This is a genomic window from Burkholderia sp. LA-2-3-30-S1-D2 (genome assembly GCF_001523915.2).
Taxonomy (GTDB): Bacteria; Pseudomonadota; Gammaproteobacteria; order Burkholderiales; family Burkholderiaceae; genus Burkholderia; species Burkholderia diffusa.
Genome location: NZ_CP013383.1, coordinates 880459 through 895905 on the forward strand (window position 1 = coordinate 880459; position 15447 = coordinate 895905).

At 63.6% G+C, this 15447-nt stretch carries 15 protein-coding genes and 1 pseudogene; 6 read left to right on the plus strand and 10 right to left on the minus strand.

Annotated features, from left to right (window positions below; all coding sequences use genetic code 11):
* Nucleotides 1–85: 85 nt before the first annotated feature.
* Complete coding sequence (locus WS66_RS04115) at nt 86–979, minus strand: NAD(P)/FAD-dependent oxidoreductase (RefSeq protein WP_059599241.1); 894 nt, start codon at nt 977–979, stop codon at nt 86–88.
* Between the two features lie 257 nt (nt 980–1236).
* On the opposite strand from WS66_RS04115, the gene WS66_RS04125 reads away from it, so the two are divergent.
* Together WS66_RS04125 and WS66_RS04130 are read left to right on the plus strand one after the other, a co-directional pair.
* On the plus strand, nt 1237–1869 hold the full coding sequence (locus tag WS66_RS04125) for a TetR/AcrR family transcriptional regulator (RefSeq protein WP_059599222.1): 633 nt from the start codon (nt 1237–1239) through the stop codon (nt 1867–1869).
* Between the two features lie 822 nt (nt 1870–2691).
* Entirely contained in the window at nt 2692–3597 is a 906-nt protein-coding gene (locus tag WS66_RS04130; RefSeq protein WP_159086513.1) for a hypothetical protein, read from the plus strand.
* Between the two features lie 251 nt (nt 3598–3848).
* Here WS66_RS04130 and WS66_RS04135 read toward each other — a convergent pair whose 3' ends face one another.
* From WS66_RS04135 to WS66_RS04145, 3 genes and pseudogenes are all read right to left on the minus strand, one after another.
* Nucleotides 3849–5540, minus strand: coding sequence for a recombinase family protein (locus WS66_RS04135; protein ID WP_059599224.1), 1692 nt, complete (start codon nt 5538–5540; stop codon nt 3849–3851).
* A 6-nt stretch (nt 5541–5546) separates the two neighbouring features.
* Nucleotides 5547–6158 (minus strand): LysE family translocator, encoded by a 612-nt coding sequence (locus tag WS66_RS04140; RefSeq protein ID WP_059599225.1) that lies wholly within the window; start codon nt 6156–6158, stop codon nt 5547–5549.
* Nucleotides 6159–6225: 67 nt separating this feature from the next.
* A pseudogene (locus WS66_RS04145) lies at nt 6226–6600 on the minus strand (LysE family translocator); the annotation flags it as partial.
* 83 nt (nt 6601–6683) lie between these two features.
* Between WS66_RS04145 and WS66_RS04150 the strand changes: the two are divergent.
* On the plus strand, nt 6684–7211 hold the full coding sequence (locus WS66_RS04150) for a GNAT family N-acetyltransferase (RefSeq protein WP_059599226.1): 528 nt from the start codon (nt 6684–6686) through the stop codon (nt 7209–7211).
* A 15-nt stretch (nt 7212–7226) separates the two neighbouring features.
* On the opposite strand, the gene WS66_RS04155 is transcribed toward WS66_RS04150, so the two are convergent.
* From WS66_RS04155 to gcvA, 3 genes are all read right to left on the minus strand, one after another.
* Nucleotides 7227–8288: an alkene reductase gene (locus tag WS66_RS04155; protein ID WP_059599227.1), complete on the minus strand. Its 1062-nt coding sequence runs from the start codon at nt 8286–8288 to the stop codon at nt 7227–7229.
* A 71-nt stretch (nt 8289–8359) separates the two neighbouring features.
* Complete coding sequence (locus WS66_RS04160) at nt 8360–8668, minus strand: ArsR/SmtB family transcription factor (protein ID WP_059449595.1); 309 nt, start codon at nt 8666–8668, stop codon at nt 8360–8362.
* A 144-nt stretch (nt 8669–8812) separates the two neighbouring features.
* Complete coding sequence (gene gcvA, locus WS66_RS04165; protein WP_059599228.1) at nt 8813–9712, minus strand: transcriptional regulator GcvA; 900 nt, start codon at nt 9710–9712, stop codon at nt 8813–8815.
* A 121-nt stretch (nt 9713–9833) separates the two neighbouring features.
* On the opposite strand from gcvA, the gene WS66_RS04170 reads away from it, so the two are divergent.
* Nucleotides 9834–10538 (plus strand): SDR family oxidoreductase, encoded by a 705-nt coding sequence (locus WS66_RS04170; protein ID WP_059599229.1) that lies wholly within the window; start codon nt 9834–9836, stop codon nt 10536–10538.
* Nucleotides 10539–10565: 27 nt separating this feature from the next.
* Here WS66_RS04170 and WS66_RS04175 read toward each other — a convergent pair whose 3' ends face one another.
* From WS66_RS04175 to WS66_RS04185, 3 genes are all read right to left on the minus strand, one after another.
* Complete coding sequence (locus tag WS66_RS04175; protein WP_059599242.1) at nt 10566–11705, minus strand: patatin-like phospholipase family protein; 1140 nt, start codon at nt 11703–11705, stop codon at nt 10566–10568.
* 116 nt (nt 11706–11821) lie between these two features.
* Entirely contained in the window at nt 11822–12163 is a 342-nt protein-coding gene (locus tag WS66_RS04180; protein ID WP_059599243.1) for a cupredoxin domain-containing protein, read from the minus strand.
* A 23-nt stretch (nt 12164–12186) separates the two neighbouring features.
* Complete coding sequence (locus WS66_RS04185) at nt 12187–13131, minus strand: metallophosphoesterase family protein (RefSeq protein WP_059599230.1); 945 nt, start codon at nt 13129–13131, stop codon at nt 12187–12189.
* A gap of 255 nt (nt 13132–13386) precedes the next feature.
* Here WS66_RS04185 and WS66_RS04190 point away from each other — a divergent pair, with 255 nt between their 5' ends.
* On the plus strand, nt 13387–13611 hold the full coding sequence (locus WS66_RS04190; RefSeq protein ID WP_059599231.1) for a hypothetical protein: 225 nt from the start codon (nt 13387–13389) through the stop codon (nt 13609–13611).
* A gap of 80 nt (nt 13612–13691) precedes the next feature.
* On the plus strand, nt 13692–15446 hold the full coding sequence (locus WS66_RS04195; protein ID WP_059599232.1) for an ABC transporter permease: 1755 nt from the start codon (nt 13692–13694) through the stop codon (nt 15444–15446).
* Nucleotide 15447: the final 1 nt, after the last annotated feature.

Genomic DNA, 15447 nt, shown 5'->3' on the forward strand with positions numbered 1-15447 from the left:
GACTCGACGATCCACCCATCACCGCGTCGATCTACGCCAACCTTTTCGAAGGCGGCGACGCAACAAGAGAAGGGAATCTGTGCTCTCAAACCACCATCGACTGCTGGGCGAAGATGCCCGCCATCGCGCCCTGCGAGGATGCCTGGGTAACCGATGGCAAGAAGGGCGTGGCGAGATCGCCAGCGGCGTAGATGCCGGGCATGCTGGTTTGGCGGCGCTCGTCAACCTTGAGAACGATGCCGGTGGGCGTATCCACCGTGGCGAGGCCCAGTGATTCATGCAGGCTTGCCGACGGCTTGTTGCGCGGATTGGCGAACAGGACGTCGACCGCCACGTTGCGACCGGTATCGAGATTGACGGTGGTGATATGGCCTTTCCGGTGGGCGACCTCGATGATCCGGCCATCGACGAGAGGTATGTTGCGGCGCGCCAGATCGGTCTGGATATCGGGCGCAATGTCATGCTCATCGGCGAAGACAGTCAACTTGTCAGTCCAATCGCGGAACAACTTGGCGGACTGGTACGACTGCGGGCTGGACCAGACGAGGCCCCAATGCTGGCCGGCAACTTCAAAGCCGTCGCAATAGGGGCAGGGCACAATGGACGTGCCCCAGCTTTCGGCAAAGCCCGGAACATCAGGCATCTGGTCGGCGACGCCATAGCTCAGGATCAAGCGGCGCGCCCTCAGGCTTTCGTGATCGTCAGTGACGACGCAGAAATCGTCGATGGCACCAGACACGCTCTCGGCCCGGGCATTGACGAGGCTGATCGTCGGATAGCGCGCCAGTTGCTGCCGCGCCTCGACCAGGATGTCCAGCGGCGGCTTGTGATCGTGGCCAAGCAGGCCATGCGAGTGGCCTGCAAAGCGGTTGCGCGGCCGGCCGGTATCGAGAACAGTGACCTTGCGGCGAGCACGGCCAAGCTGCAGGGCGGCGGCGAGGCCGGCAAAGCTGCCGCCGATGATGATGACGTCATTCATGGTGATGGGCTCCGTGTTGTGGAGGGAGGGTGGGCCGAGCGTGGTGTGCAATATCGTCCGGCGATACGCGCTTGAGACGGTCAGCGAGCACGGCTTCGGCATAAGCAAGACAGTTGCCCAAGGCTGCATTGACCCGCCCGACAATGCCGCTCGATATCGCCGAGCGGCCCGGGGAAACCTGCCCTTGGCTTGCACATTGCGATACTGTTTGGTATCGTAATGTGCAAATTTGAATACTGTCAAGTACTGGAATTGTCGTGACCGAAAATAACCAGGGCCGGCGCGGCCGGCCCGCCAACGAGGCGCTTCGCCAAACGATCGTCGGCGCTGCCTGCGAACTCTTTGTGGAATTGGGTTTTCAAGCGACGACCATGGACAAGGTTGCGCAGCGCGCGAAGATATCCAAACTCAGCATCTATCGGCACTTCGAGAACAAGGAGGCGCTGTTCAGCGCGGCCATGGCGGCCCACTGCCAGCAGTTTGCACCGCAGACCCTTACCGAAGGCATCGCCGGTTCGGCTGAAGATCAGCTCATGGCGGTGGGATCATCGCTGCTTCGCACGCTGTTGAGTCCGGACGTCCGCAGTGTCGAAGCCATGGTTCTGGCCGACAAGACGAATCAAAGGTCGTTAAGCAAGCTCCATTACGAAGCCGGGCCCGCCCATGTCATCGCCCAAATCGAGGCCGTGTTGCGTCAGTTGCACGCGAAAGCGATTCTGAACGTACCCGATGCTCACCGGTCCGCCCGCTTGTTTGGCGCGCTCTTCAAAGGATGCGATCTGCTGCTTATCGCTCGCTTCGACGAGGCGAGAGCAGAGGACGACAACGAAATCGAATCCTATTGCCGGTCGGCCGTCGCCATGTTCATCGCCGCGCACGGTGGCATCTAAAGGTGCGCTATCGAGGCTTGATGACGAACACGCAGTAGTTGCATACGATGACGTTTCGCTGGGTTTAAGAGTTGAGGCGAGCGGCAGAGCGGTCAATGTGGATGGTCAATTGCCACAACATATTGATTTTGTGAATGAGGTGACGGCCTGCAAAGCCGTTTAGGCTGAGTCGACTCCGACTCGCGCCTACGAAAAAGCCCGTTGCGAGCGGGCTTTTTCGCGTGCTTCGGATTTGCTACATCAGTGGTCGGGAGCCATCAATGGTGAGGCAGGAATGGCCGTCATCTTCCGATGAGGGGGCGGTCTTTCAAACGTCCGATAGCCAATTGTGACCGATAACTGAAATTGCTCTGGAAGAGATTGTCAAACGGACAAGCGACGATCGGCCGCTCATGGCCGGCAACCCAGACTGACCACTCCGGATCGTTGGCGGACGATCCTCAAAAGGGCGAACGTAGGCCTTGGCGTAAGTTTGTGCGCCGAGCCTTGTCAGATAAGGCGCAGGTATTGCTGCATCATTGGAGTGACGGATGCAGGTGCTGCGGTGGGTTGCATGCTCATGTGACCGGGAAAAGTTGCTTTGGCTGCCTGGGTTTACCAGCGGCAGTGACGACGAAGCGCGAAGTTCGCCGTTCGGCCAGTTTCCCACGGTCACGGTGGGCAAAGCCTGCACGACGCGGGGCCTTCTTCTGGCCGCAACATTCGGGTAATCATCCGTAATGACCCTCGTTTCCGATGTCCAGATGCGTATGTGGCGACCAGGCCCGCCAGGTTGTCGGGTATTCTTGCAACTCCAAGCCATAAAGAACACGCGGGGGAATTGTGACCAAGACCAAGGAAGACGTTACGAAAGAGGCACCCACCAATCAGCCGGAGCCGGAACCGTTGAAATGCGGAATCGTGATGCCAATTGCATCGATGGACGGCCTCCCTGCTGATCATTGGCTGGAAGTGAAATCGATCATCATCGATGCGGTAAGCACGATAGAATCGCCTAAATTCACCACTGCTTTGGTGAGCGAATCTGACGATGTTGGGGTAATCCACAAGAGGATTGTCCAAGGCGTCTATCAGGCAGACATCGTTGTCTGTGACGTTAGTGGAAAGAATCCTAACGTCCTGTTCGAGTTGGGTATGCGACTTGCGTTCGATAAACCAACCGTTATCATCAAGGATGATAAAACGGATTATATGTTTGACACCGGGGTAATCGAACACCTCACGTATCCGCGAGATCTTCGCTTCCAGCGCATTGTTGCATTCAAAGAAACCTTAGCTAAGAAAGTCCTGGCGACATATATTGCGGCTACGACCGATCAAGAACATTCGACCTTCTTAAAGAGTTTCGGGACATTCAAGGTCGCGCAATTGAACGAAAAGGAAGCCTCTGCAGAAACAGTTATGTTCGAAATGCTGGCCGATATGCAAAAGGAAATCCGGATTATGCGGCGGACGACCTTCAACAGCGGGTCTCGATATTTCGATTCGAAGTTCACCAGCATCGAAGAAATGTACGACCTGGTAGGCAGGGCAGAAGCTCTCATAAAATATAGTGGTCCCGATGCGTGGCGCGAACTCGAAACGATGCGAAACCCGCTGATTCAGTTATCCCGCAGTAAAAACCTCCCATCTTCGCTGCGAGAAAAGGTGGACGCATTAGTTGCTGCGATGAGCTCAACCAATATCCCGGCGAACGAGTCGGTGCACACCGATCACCAAAAGCAGTAAAGCCTGCCTCATGTCAGTTCACCGGCCGGTCCGGAAATATCGAGCGTGGGTTTTGGCGTAGCTTTCTGATCGACGCCTTGTCAGATAAGGCGCAGGTACTGCTGCATCATCGGACATTGCAACTTGCTTTGCAACTCGGCGGCGGAACCGATGCTCTGGAGCAAAAAAGCCCGCGGCGGGCGGGCTTTTTTACGTGCTACAAATTTGCTACAGCAGGGGGTGGGAGCCTTGCTGGACAAGCCTTGCGCTTATCATTCCATCCCCTGAACTACGTGAGGTAACGGCACTTCATCTGCGTGGCGTGGCGCGAGGTCGAGGTTATCCTCGGCCTCCCATTGCCCCGTCTTTCGATCGATATTCAACAGTCGCATTCCGCCCCGCTTCGTGACAAGCAGTAGCCCTATGGTGCCACTGCGCTTCCACCGATCAGCCGGCGCGTCGTCGAGTGGTGTGAAGCCGCGCTGGAACAGCACAATCTTCCGAAACGTATCCGCAACGAGCTGACGCGCTTTCAGGCGCGCGTCGTAGTCGAGTGCGAGAACCCCGTCAACGAGTTGCGCCCATGCGTCGGCGGCTGCAGGAATCTCGTGGGCGTTGCTCGCCGCGGTTTGATATTCGAGCGCTTCAATTTCCCGGCGCAGCTTTGCTTGTTCCTCTTCCAGCTCGCGCGCTCGGCGCATGAACGCGGCTGGCGCTGCGCCGTCATCCGATAGAAGCGCATCAGTTATGCGTTGGATCTGTGCTTCGATTTCGGCGTAGCGCTGTCGTGCTAGGGCGAGTTGCGTCACCCGGCGTGCTGCCCCATCGTCACCCTCGAGCAGGCGCGTCAGGTTGAACTGATCTGAGCAATAGCGCATCAGCGCGCGCTCAACGGTTTCCGTGTCACACGTGCCGCCGACCGGGCAGCCGGCATTGAACGTGGAGCCCGAGCACGAGAGGCGACGAACGATTTCCGAGCCGTTGGCGCGCTTCTTCGTGGAATTCTGCGACACCACTGCCATGCCACAATATCCGCATGTAGTGATCGTCAACCCCGTCACGATGCTCGGAATCTCCCCCTTTCCTTTCCGGCGTCCGCGTTCGCTCATCGAATCCTGCAGGGTCGCAAATTCCTCGTCAGTCAGGAGGGCAGGGTAGTAGCCGGATAGTCTGAATTCTTCGCCGTCCACAGTGAGCGACTTTTCGCCGATCAGGGCGCGATTCCTGACGATCCGGTACATGTGCGTCGAATAGTTGCCGGCGTTGCTGACGTACAACTCGCGCTCCGATAGGATGCGTGCGATCTCCATCGCGCCGTGGCCAGCGAAAAACAAATCGATCATCGTCCTTATCGCCAGCGCGCGTTCGGGATAGAGTTCGAACGCTCCATCTTCCCGCTGCTGTACCCAGTGCGGATCTTTCCCATTGCGCACAATGCCGCGCCACGTCCCGGCTATCCATCCTTCGCATTGCCGGCGGATTGCCGCCTTTACGCGCTTGCTCTTCGTGTCCGATTCTTCGTGCGCGCGGATCATCACCAGCAGGCTGTACACGAGGTCCATCGGCTGCGCCTTTAGGCGCTCGCGGTTGTACTCGCGGCCGTCGCTCGCGGTAACGACTGTGATGCCAGCGTTAATGATTTGCGCGAGCTGAGCCTGCGCCTGAATCGGCTCGGCGCGGCTCAGCCGGTCAAGGCCTTCAACGACCAGCACGGAGCCTGATTGAATGCGGCCATCTTCGACTGCCCGCAGAAAGACCCCAAGCGCGCCTTGCTTGATGTGGCGCTGGTGGAACGCCGAGAGCCCCTCGTCGCGTAACGACAGCGCAGCGTCGAGTTGCATGTCGTGTTCTGCTGCCCACCGCGACGCATACTCCATCTGCCGCTCGGCGCTGCTGCCGGCGGCCTGCTTCGGGTCGGAGAAGCGGAGGTAGCTGTATACCTTGCCCTTCAGTTTCTTCGCCATTGCGAGTTACCGCGTGGCGATGGCGATAGCTGCACCTGCCATCGCGGCGGCACTGGTGCGGTTCGCGATCTTGATCGCGCGCCGCGTGAGAATGAACTTGCGCACGCGAATCGCGACGAACGCCCACGCGCAGTCGGCAGTGATTAGGACGGCCAGCATTGTGGCGACGAGCTCGGCCCAGCCAACCGTGGTGACGTGCGACAGGTCAATGATGGTCGGCAGGAGCGCGAGGTAGAAGAGAACAATCTTGGGATTTCCAAGGGTAACTAGGGTGCCGGCCATGAACATGCGCCAGCCCGAGCGACCGCGCGGAATATCGTCGGTCGGCGCGTCGCCCGGAGCGGTCCACATCTTCCACGCGAGGAACAGCAGGTAGGCGACGCCCGCGATCTTCAAAATGAAGAAGCCGGGCGCGAACGTGTGCGCGATGACGGCCAGACCCGCGACCGCGCACGTCAGCCAGATCGCCTCACCAATCCACATCGCCGCGAGGAAGGGCAGCACATCGCGAAACCCGTTCGTCAGTACGCGCGCGACGAGCGCGGCGACGCTTGGGCCGGGCGTGCCGGCGAGGACGAATAGGGCGAGGGCGAATGCGGCGAGGCTGGCTGCTGACATGAACGATCTGGTCCGAAGGTGCGTAAACTAAGGCTCTACGCGGTTACTTGGTAAATGTATTTTGCCTAACGTTCGGGTTACCGAGCGTGACCAGCGTGCCCGCGACGAACATGCGCCACGGCGACTGGCCGCGCGGCAGGTCGCCGGCCTTCGTGTCGGTCGGCGCGGTCCACATCTTCCACGCGAGAAACAGCAGGTACGCGACACCGAGCAACTTCAGCACGAGCAGGCCCGTCGCGAACGTGCGCGCGAACGCGGACAGCCCGGCAACCGCCAGCGTGAGCCACAGCGCCTCGCCGATCCACATCGCGGCGAGGAACGGCAGCACGTCGCGCACCCCGTTCGTCAGCACGCGCGCGACGAGCGCGGCGACGCTCGGGCCGGGCGTGCCGGCGGTGACGAGCAGGGCGATGGCGAACACGGCGAGCGCGGACAGCGTCATGACGGACCTCGTGGGCAGGGCGTTCGAAACGTATGAAGTTTCGATTATAGTGACGGCCGTTCCCGCCTGCCTACCTCGTCGTGATGACAGTATCGATCCGGATTCGTCCCGCCACGCGGGAAGACGCGGCCGCGATGGCCGCCGTGGAAGTGGCCGCCGCCCAGCGCTTTCGTGACATCGGCATGCCCGACATCGCCGAAGGCGAGCCGACCGATGCGGCCGACGTGCGCATGCGCATCGACGACGGTCGCGCGTATGTCGCGACGGACGAAGCGGGGACGTGCGTGGGCTTTGCGTTCTACCGGCTGCTCGATGCGCGGCGGTTTTATCTGGAGGAGCTGGATGTCGCGCCGTCGCACGCGGGGCAGCGGATCGGCGCGCGCCTGATCGAACGGATCATGACGCGCGCCGCGCAAGACGGCATCGCACAGGTCGTGCTGTCGACGTTCCGCGACGCGCCATGGAACGCGCCGTACTACGCGCGCCTCGGCTTCGACATCATCGACGACGCATCGCTCGACGACACGCTGCGCGCGATTCGCGCGCATCACGTGGCACGCGGGCTCGACGAGACGCAGCGCGTGTTCATGCGCGCTCACGTGCGCGCATGAACGCGTCGCCGCCCGTCAGGCCGCGTCGCTGAGCGCCGGGTAGTCGGTGTAGCCCGTTTCGCCTTCGGCGTAGAACGTCTCCGGCACCGGCTTGTTCAGCGGTGCGCCGAGTTCGAGGCGGCGCGGCAGGTCCGGGTTCGCGATGAACAGCTTGCCCCACGCGATCGCGTCGGCGTGACCGCTCGCGAGCGTTTCCTGTGCCGATTCGAGCGTGAATTGCTCGTTTGCGATCAGCGGGCCGCCGAACGCCTCCTTCAGACGCGGGCTCAGTTGGTCGCCCGAATACGATTCACGCGTGAAGATGAACGCGATCTTGCGGCGGCCGAGTTCGCGCGCGACGTAACCGAACGTCGCGGCCGGGTCGGAATCGCCCATCGTATGCGCGTCGCCGCGCGGCGCGAGATGCACGCCGACACGGCCCGCACCCCACACGTCGATCGCCGCGTCGACCACTTCGAGCAGCAGGCGCGCGCGGTTCTCGATCGGGCCGCCGTACGCGTCGGTGCGGTGGTTGGTGCTGTCCTGCAGGAACTGGTCGAGCAGGTAGCCGTTCGCGCCGTGGATCTCGACGCCGTCGAAGCCGGCCTTCTTCGCGTTTTCAGCGCCCTTGCGGTATGCGGCGACGATGCCCGGAATTTCATCCAGTTCGAGCGCGCGCGGCGTCACGAACGGTCGCGGCGGCCGCACGAGGCTCACGTGACCGCCGGCGGCGATCGCGCTCGGCGCGACCGGCAGGTCGCCGTTCAAGAACACCGGGTCCGAAATCCGGCCGACGTGCCAGAGCTGCAGCACGATGCGGCCGCCGGCCGCGTGCACGGCCTGCGTCACGCGCTTCCAGCCTTCCACCTGCTCGTCGGACCAGATGCCCGGCGTGTCCGCGTAGCCGACGCCCTGCGGCGTGACCGAGGTTGCTTCGCTGATGATGAGGCCGGCCGATGCGCGCTCGGCGTAATAGCGGGCCATCAGGTCGTTGGGCACGCGCGCGCTGCCTGCGCGGGCACGGGTGAGCGGCGCCATCACGACGCGGTTCGGCAGGGTCAGGTCGCCGAGGGTAACGGGATCGAACAGAATGGGCATGGCAGATAACCTTTTCAGAAAGGCGGGATTACCGCCGCGTCGTGCGCGGCGTGCGGCCCGCATGGCCTGGGTCAGAGTTCACGGCGCAGGGCGTCGAGAAATGCATCGATGACGGCCTCGTTGCGCCGGAAGAACGCCCACTGGCCGATCCGCGTCGACGTCACGAGCCCCGCGCGCTGCAGCGTCGCGAGGTGCGCGGAGACGGTCGACTGCGACAGCCCGCAGCGCGCGTCGATCTGCCCGGCACAGACGCCGTGGTCGTACGGCAGCGTCTGCTCCGGGAAATGCGCGCCCGGCGTTTTCAGCCAGACGAGGATTTCCCGGCGCACGGGGTTCGAAAGCGCTTTCAGGATCGCGTCGATGTCGAGTTCGGTCGGCATGGAAGGGTGTGGTGTTTGGGGCGTTCGTCCGGAAAACCGGTGCAAATAGGTATCGTCGATGGGCGAATCATATATCGGAAAATTACGATACGCACGAAGGCACTGATGGAAGTGGGGTTGTTCATCGGTCGTGGCATCAGCGAATCACGCGCCCCCGTATTGCGCGAACAGCCAACGGCGCATGGCCTCGAGCGCTTCCGAATCGGCATTGGCCTGCGGAAAGACGACGTAAAACCCGAGCGACATCGGAAACGAAAAATCGAACACGCGGCGCAACCGGCCTTCCGCGATATCGCGTTCGACGAGCGGCTCGCTGGTCAGCGCGATGCCTTGACCCGCGACGGCGGCGTCGATGGCGAGCAGCGACTGGCTGAACCGCGGCCCTTTCGTGGGATCGGTCTGCCCCTTTCCGCCGAGCTTCTCGATGAACTCCGGCCACAGGTCGTGCGCGTCGTGCAACAGCGCATGCTTCGACAAGTCTGCGGGTGTGCGGATCGGCGGGCCGCTTTCGAGCAGTTTCGGGCTGGCGACGGCGAAGATGTCGAGTGGAAACAGCAATTCCGCGACCAGGCCGGCCGGGAACGCGGGCTTGCCGAGCCGGATCGCGATGTCGACGCCGTCGGCCCGGAACGACGCAAGGCGCTCGTCGGCGATGACGCGAACCTCGATGTCGGGGTGCAGGCGACCGAAGTCCGACAGGCGCGGGATCAGCCACTTCGACGCGAACGACGGCGTCGTGCTGACCGTCAGGACCATGGGACGCTGGCCCAGTGCGTCCGTGGCATCGGCGATTATCTGCAGCGCGCGCTGGACCGACGAAAAGTACTCGAGCCCTTCGCGCGTCAGCGCCAGCCCCCTGGGCAGCCGCCGGAACAGCTGAATCTCCACGACGTCCTCCAGATGCCTGACCTGCTGCGCCACCGCGCCCTGGGTCACGCCGAGTTCGTCGGCGGCCAGCCGGAAATTGAGGTGGCGCGCGGCGGCCTCGAACGCGCGAAGCGCATTGAGCGGCGGGAGGCGACGGGTACGCGACAGAGCCTTCATGCAGTAGAAAATCTACAGTGTGTGTGGAGAAATCATCGTTCGACAAGGCGATTATAGAGTCCTAGAGTGGCGCTTCAGGACGACGATCGCGGCGTTGAGCCGACCTATTCGGGAGAACAGCATGACTGTAGAGAAAGTGGCATTGGTGACGGCGGCGGGCAAGGGCATGGGCGCGGCGATCGCGCGGGATCTTGCGAGCAACGGTTATCGCGTCTCGCTGATGTCGCCGTCCGGCAGCGCGGTCGAGCTTGCCGGGGAACTCGGCGGTTTGGGTATGGCGGGATCCGTCACCGACGACGCCGACATCGAGCGTTTCGTGAACGGGACGCTCGCGAAGTACGGCCGCATCGACGCGGTCGTCAACAACACCGGGCATCCGCCGAAGGGCGACCTGCTCGCCATCGAGGACGACAAGTGGCACGAAGGGCTCGACCTGATCGTGCTCAACGTCGTTCGCGTGCTGCGCCGGGTGACGCCCGTGTTCCTGAAGCAGGGCGGCGGCGCGGTGGTCAACATTTCGAGCTTCGCGGCCGACGCGCCCGAGCAGGCGATGCCGGTGTCGTCCGCGCTGCGTGCGGCGCTGAGTTCCGTCACGCGGCTGTACGCCGATCGGTATGCGAAGGACAACATCCGCATCAATTCGGTGCTGCCCGGCTTCATCGACAGCTGGCCGGCGACGCCCGAGATCGTCGCCCGCATTCCGGCCGGCCGCTTCGGCAGGACGCAGGAGATCGCGCAGACCGTGACGTTCCTGCTGTCGGAAGGCGCCGGCTACATCACCGGGCAGAACATTCGCGTCGACGGCGGGATCGTGCGCGCGCTGTAAGCGGAAGGCGCCGCGCGACGCCAGGCATCAGTTGTGCCGCTCGCCGATCCGGTTTTCTTCCGGACTCCAGACGCTGAGCCCTTCCGTCGGGTCCATCGGCAGATCCCAGGGCCGCGCGGCGATCGCCTGCATCGTCGCGTCGAACCCGGCCTGCCGGCGGGCCGCGATGCCGGCGGGTGTGAAATCGATGTCCTTCCACTGATCGTCGCCGTCGAGCCGGGGCGCCGCGAGCTTGATCACGTGCATCGTGGTCTGGCAGCCCCATGCGGCGAGTGCTTTCACATCGGCCGACGTGCGCTCCGCCTCCGGCAGCCGCATGACCAGTTCCCGGATCACGTGGCGCAGCCGGTGAATCTGCTGCTGCCGCGCGATGTTGCTGTCCGTGCGGCTCGCGTACTGGATGTCCTTCTGCCGCTCCGACACCTGCCAGATGCTTTGCGGCTCCGGCCCGACCGGATTCCACATCTGCACCGAGAAGATGATCGAGCTGCGACGCGGCGCGTCGTCCAGCACGACCTCGACCGGCGTATTCGAGTAGATGCCGCCGTCCCAGTAGGGCGTGCCGTCGACCCGCACGGCCGGGAACGCGGGCGGCAGCGCGCCCGAGCTCATCACATGATCGATGCCGAGCGGCCGGTCGCGCGAATCGAAATAACGCATCGTGCCCGTGCACGCGTTGACCGCGCCGACGGTCAGTCGTGGCCGGCCCGCGTTCAGCAGGTCGAGATCGACGAGCGACGCAAGCGTGTCGCGCAGCGGCTCGACCACGTAGTAAGACGCACGCTCGACGCCGACCCGCGCCAGCGGCCCGAGCCAGGCGGCGGGATTCGGCCGGAAGAATCCCGGGAGGCCCGCGCCGATGACCGCGAGTTCCGAGCCGATCTTGTCCCAGCTCGTCGGGAAGCCCGGCACGTTCACGGCGGGCCGTTCGGTGACGTGTCGCCAGAATTCGGCCATTCGTTGCGCGCGGTGTCCGGGCGCGTTGCCGGCGATCAGCGCCGCGTTGATCGCGCCGATCGACGTGCCGATGACCCAGTCGGGCTGAATGCCCGCCGCCTCAATCGCCTCGAATACGCCGAGCTGGTAGGCACCCAGCGCGCCGCCGCCCTGGAGCACGAGCACGACCTGGCCCGGCAGTTTCGGATGTGCGGGTTGACTTGCCGTCATCGCTTGCCTCGTGTTCGGTGACGGCCGGCGGGGGCCGGCCGGATGGAACCAGTGTAGGCGATCGTCGGGCCGCATCCGTGGCGTCGGATGTTCGCGGGGCGCTGCGGCGCGCCGCGTCATTCCACGGTGATGGTCTCCTTCATGTACGGATGAATCCCGCAGAACACCTTGTAGACCCCCGGCTTGTCGAAACGGAACGAGTAGGTCTCGTCCTGGTCGAGCGCTTTCGAGTGGAAGATGCCCGCGTCGTTGACGACGGTATGCGGCTCCGCGTCGAGGTTTTTCCACGTGACCGTCGTGCCGGCCTTGATCGTGGTCGACATCGGCGAAAACATGAAATTGCGGATCGTCACGAGCGGGCCGGCCGGGGTCTGCGCGAACGCGGCGAGCGGCGTGCCGACGGCGGCCGCGCTCAGGATCAGCGCGGCCGTCAGCGTCGAGGGCTTCAGGAAGGTCATGTCGGTCTCCTTGTGTATCGGCATTAGGCCAGCGTCGTGTCGTGCAGCGACGCAGCGACGGGATGGCCGGCGAAGTCGACGGTCGTCACGCCGAGCATCGCGGGCAGCCGGTCGCGCGGCACCGTGAGCGGCACCGGGCCCGGGCCGTTGCCGGCGGTCGGCTGCGGGAACGCGGTGGAACGCGCGGTGTGGAACGTCACGTTGCCCTCGACCTTCGACACGATCTGGTGGATGTGCCCGTTCAGCACGGTGACCGAGCCGAAGCGGCGCAGCAGCGCCATCGTCTGCGGCGCGTCGCCGGTGCCCCAGCCCCACGGCTCGTAGATGGTCCACATTGGCATGTGCGAGAACACGACGATCGGCGTGCTCGATGATTGCCCCTTCAGATCCTGCGCGAGCCACGCGAGCTGTTCGTCGCCGAAGCTGCCGATCCCGTTGGGCTTGAAATGCATCACGTTGACGAGTGCGACGAAGTGCACGCCCGCGTGATCGAAGCTGTAGTAGCCACGGTTGTCGGAAGCCTTGCCGAACCGGCTGAAATATTCGGCGCCCGAACCGTCGGTCACGTCGTGTTCGCCGGGCACCGTGTGCAACTCGGGCACGCGCAGCGCGGACAGCAGTTGCGACGCGTGGTCGAATTCTTCCGCCTTGGACAGGTGCGTGATGTCGCCGGTATGGATCGCGAGCGCGGGCGCGGCAGGCATCCCGTTCACCAGATCGATCGTCTGCCGCAGCGTGGCCGCGACGTCGGGATTCGCGTCCTTGTTGAAGCCGATGTGCGTGTCGCTGATCTGCACGAACAGCGGCCGGCCCGCATTCGCGGGGAGTGCGGCGCCGCTTTGCGCGAGCGCGAGATCGAACGGTGTCAGGATGCCGCCCGACAGCGTAAACAGCGTGCCGAGGCCGCCGAACGCCATGCATTGCAGGGCCTTGCGGCGCGACGGGCGGATGGGAGTCGATGAAGACATGTAAGCCTCGCATTCGTATGACGGAACCGGACGGCCGGATCGTCCTGGAGTTTGCCGGCGCCTTCGCATTCCATACCGATGCGGCGACGGATTTATTCCCGCTTCTTTGCGAGGCCTGACGCGGGCGTTCGATGCTTGCTGATCGCTGATGGAGCGCTGATGGATGGCCCGTCAATGTCCTGTAAGTGACACGTCACGTTTGCGTCATGTTCGCCCGATAGCCTGCGACACCGAATCATCTATCCGGAGCCCCTCATGCCGAATCCCGCGGCAACGGAAACCAGCGGTGCGGGCGGTCGGAGCACGCGCACCATCAGTCTCGCGTCGTTCTTTCCGATCGTTGCCTGCGGCATCGTCCACGTCGGCGTTCACCCGAGCGCGGATCCCGGTCTGGTCAAGGAAAGTTCGGTCCTGCCGATCGTGCTGCTCTTCGTCGCGCAGTCGGCGGCACTGTACTGGGCGCTCCACAAGCTGTTCTGAGCCGCACCGGCCGATGCCATACCCGGCCGCGCGGCACGCGGCCGGTCCCATCGATTTTCAATTCGACCAAGACGCTACCGATGGATATCCGCTTCTTCGATCCGAATCGCACCGCCAACGCGTCCGCGTGGCGCGTGCTTCCCAACCGCTGGGATGCGGTCGCGTTTCCGCTGATGATCGGCATACTCGCGATGGCGATCGTCGGCTTTCACGAGACGATGGCGCCGATCGCGACCCTGCAGACGCAGAAGATCTCGCTCGATCCGTCGAACCTGCCCGAATACGCGTTGCGCACCACGCTGCGGATGCTCGCCGCGATGATCGCGTCGCTCGCGTTCACGCTGGTCTACGGCACGCTCGCCGCGAAAAGCCGCCGCGCCGGCATGGTGCTGATCCCGATCCTCGACATCCTGCAGTCGGTGCCGGTGCTCGGCTATATCTCGTTTACGGTGACGTTCTTCCTCGCGCTGTTCCCGGGCCGCGTGCTCGGGGCCGAGCTCGCGGCGATCTTCGCGATCTTCACGAGCCAGGCGTGGAACATGACGTTCAGCTTCTACCAGTCGCTGCGCACGGTGCCGCGCGACCTGAGCGAAGTGTCGCGCGGCTTCCACCTGACGTCGTGGCAGCGCTTCTGGAAGCTCGAGGTGCCGTTCTCGATGCCGGGGCTGATCTGGAACATGATGATGTCGATGTCGGGCGGCTGGTTCTTCGTCGTGGCGTCGGAGGCGATCACCGTCGGCAACCAGACCATCACGCTGCCCGGGATCGGCGCATACCTCGCGCAAGCCATCTCGGACAAGAACATCGGCGCGGTCGGCTGGGTAATCGTTGCGATGTCGGTCGTGATCCTGGCCTATGACCAGTTCCTGTTCCGCCCGCTCGTCGCATGGGCCGACAAGTTCCGGATGGAGAACACCGCGTCGGGCGACGCGCCGCAATCCTGGCTGCTCGACATGATGCGCCGCACGCACCTGATTCATCAGTTGCTCGTGCCGGCCGGCTGGCTGCTGTCGCAGGCCGCGCGGATTCCGCTGCGCGTGCCGTCGTTCGGCGGTATCGGCGCGCGTGGCGCAGCGAGCCATCGCCCGTCGCGCATCGGCGACATCGTGTGGGGCGCATTCGTGATCGTGCTGACCGCGTACGTCGCGTGGCGCGTCGTCAGCTTCGTCGCGACCGGCGTGACGATGAGCGAGGTCGGCCACGTGCTGATGCTCGGGCTGATCACGCTGCTGCGCGTGATCGTGCTGATCGCGATCGCTTCGGTGATCTGGGTGCCGCTCGGCGTGCTGATCGGGCTGCGCCCCGCGCTGGCCGAGAAGATCCAGCCGCTCGCGCAATTCCTTGCCGCGTTTCCGGCGAACCTGCTGTTTCCGGTGTTCGTGATCGTGATCGTCCACTTCCATCTGAACGCGGACATCTGGCTGTCGCCGCTGATCGTGCTCGGCACGCAGTGGTACATCCTGTTCAACGTGATCGCCGGCGCGATGTCCTATCCGAACGACTACAAGGAAGCGACGAAGAATTTCCGCATCCGCGGCTGGCAGTGGTGGCGCCAGGCGATCCTGCCCGGCATCTTCCCGTATTACGTGACCGGCGCGATCACCGCATCGGGCGGCGCGTGGAACGCGAGCATCGTGTCCGAGTTCGTGCAGTGGGGCGACACGAAGGTCGTCGCGCACGGCCTCGGCTCGTATATCGCACAGACGACCGCCGCCGGCGACTTCCCGAAGATCATCCTGGGCATCGCGGTGATGTCCCTGTTCGTTACCCTGTTCAACCGCCTGCTGTGGCGTCCGATGTACGCCTATGCGGAATCCCGGCTCCGTCTCGATTGAG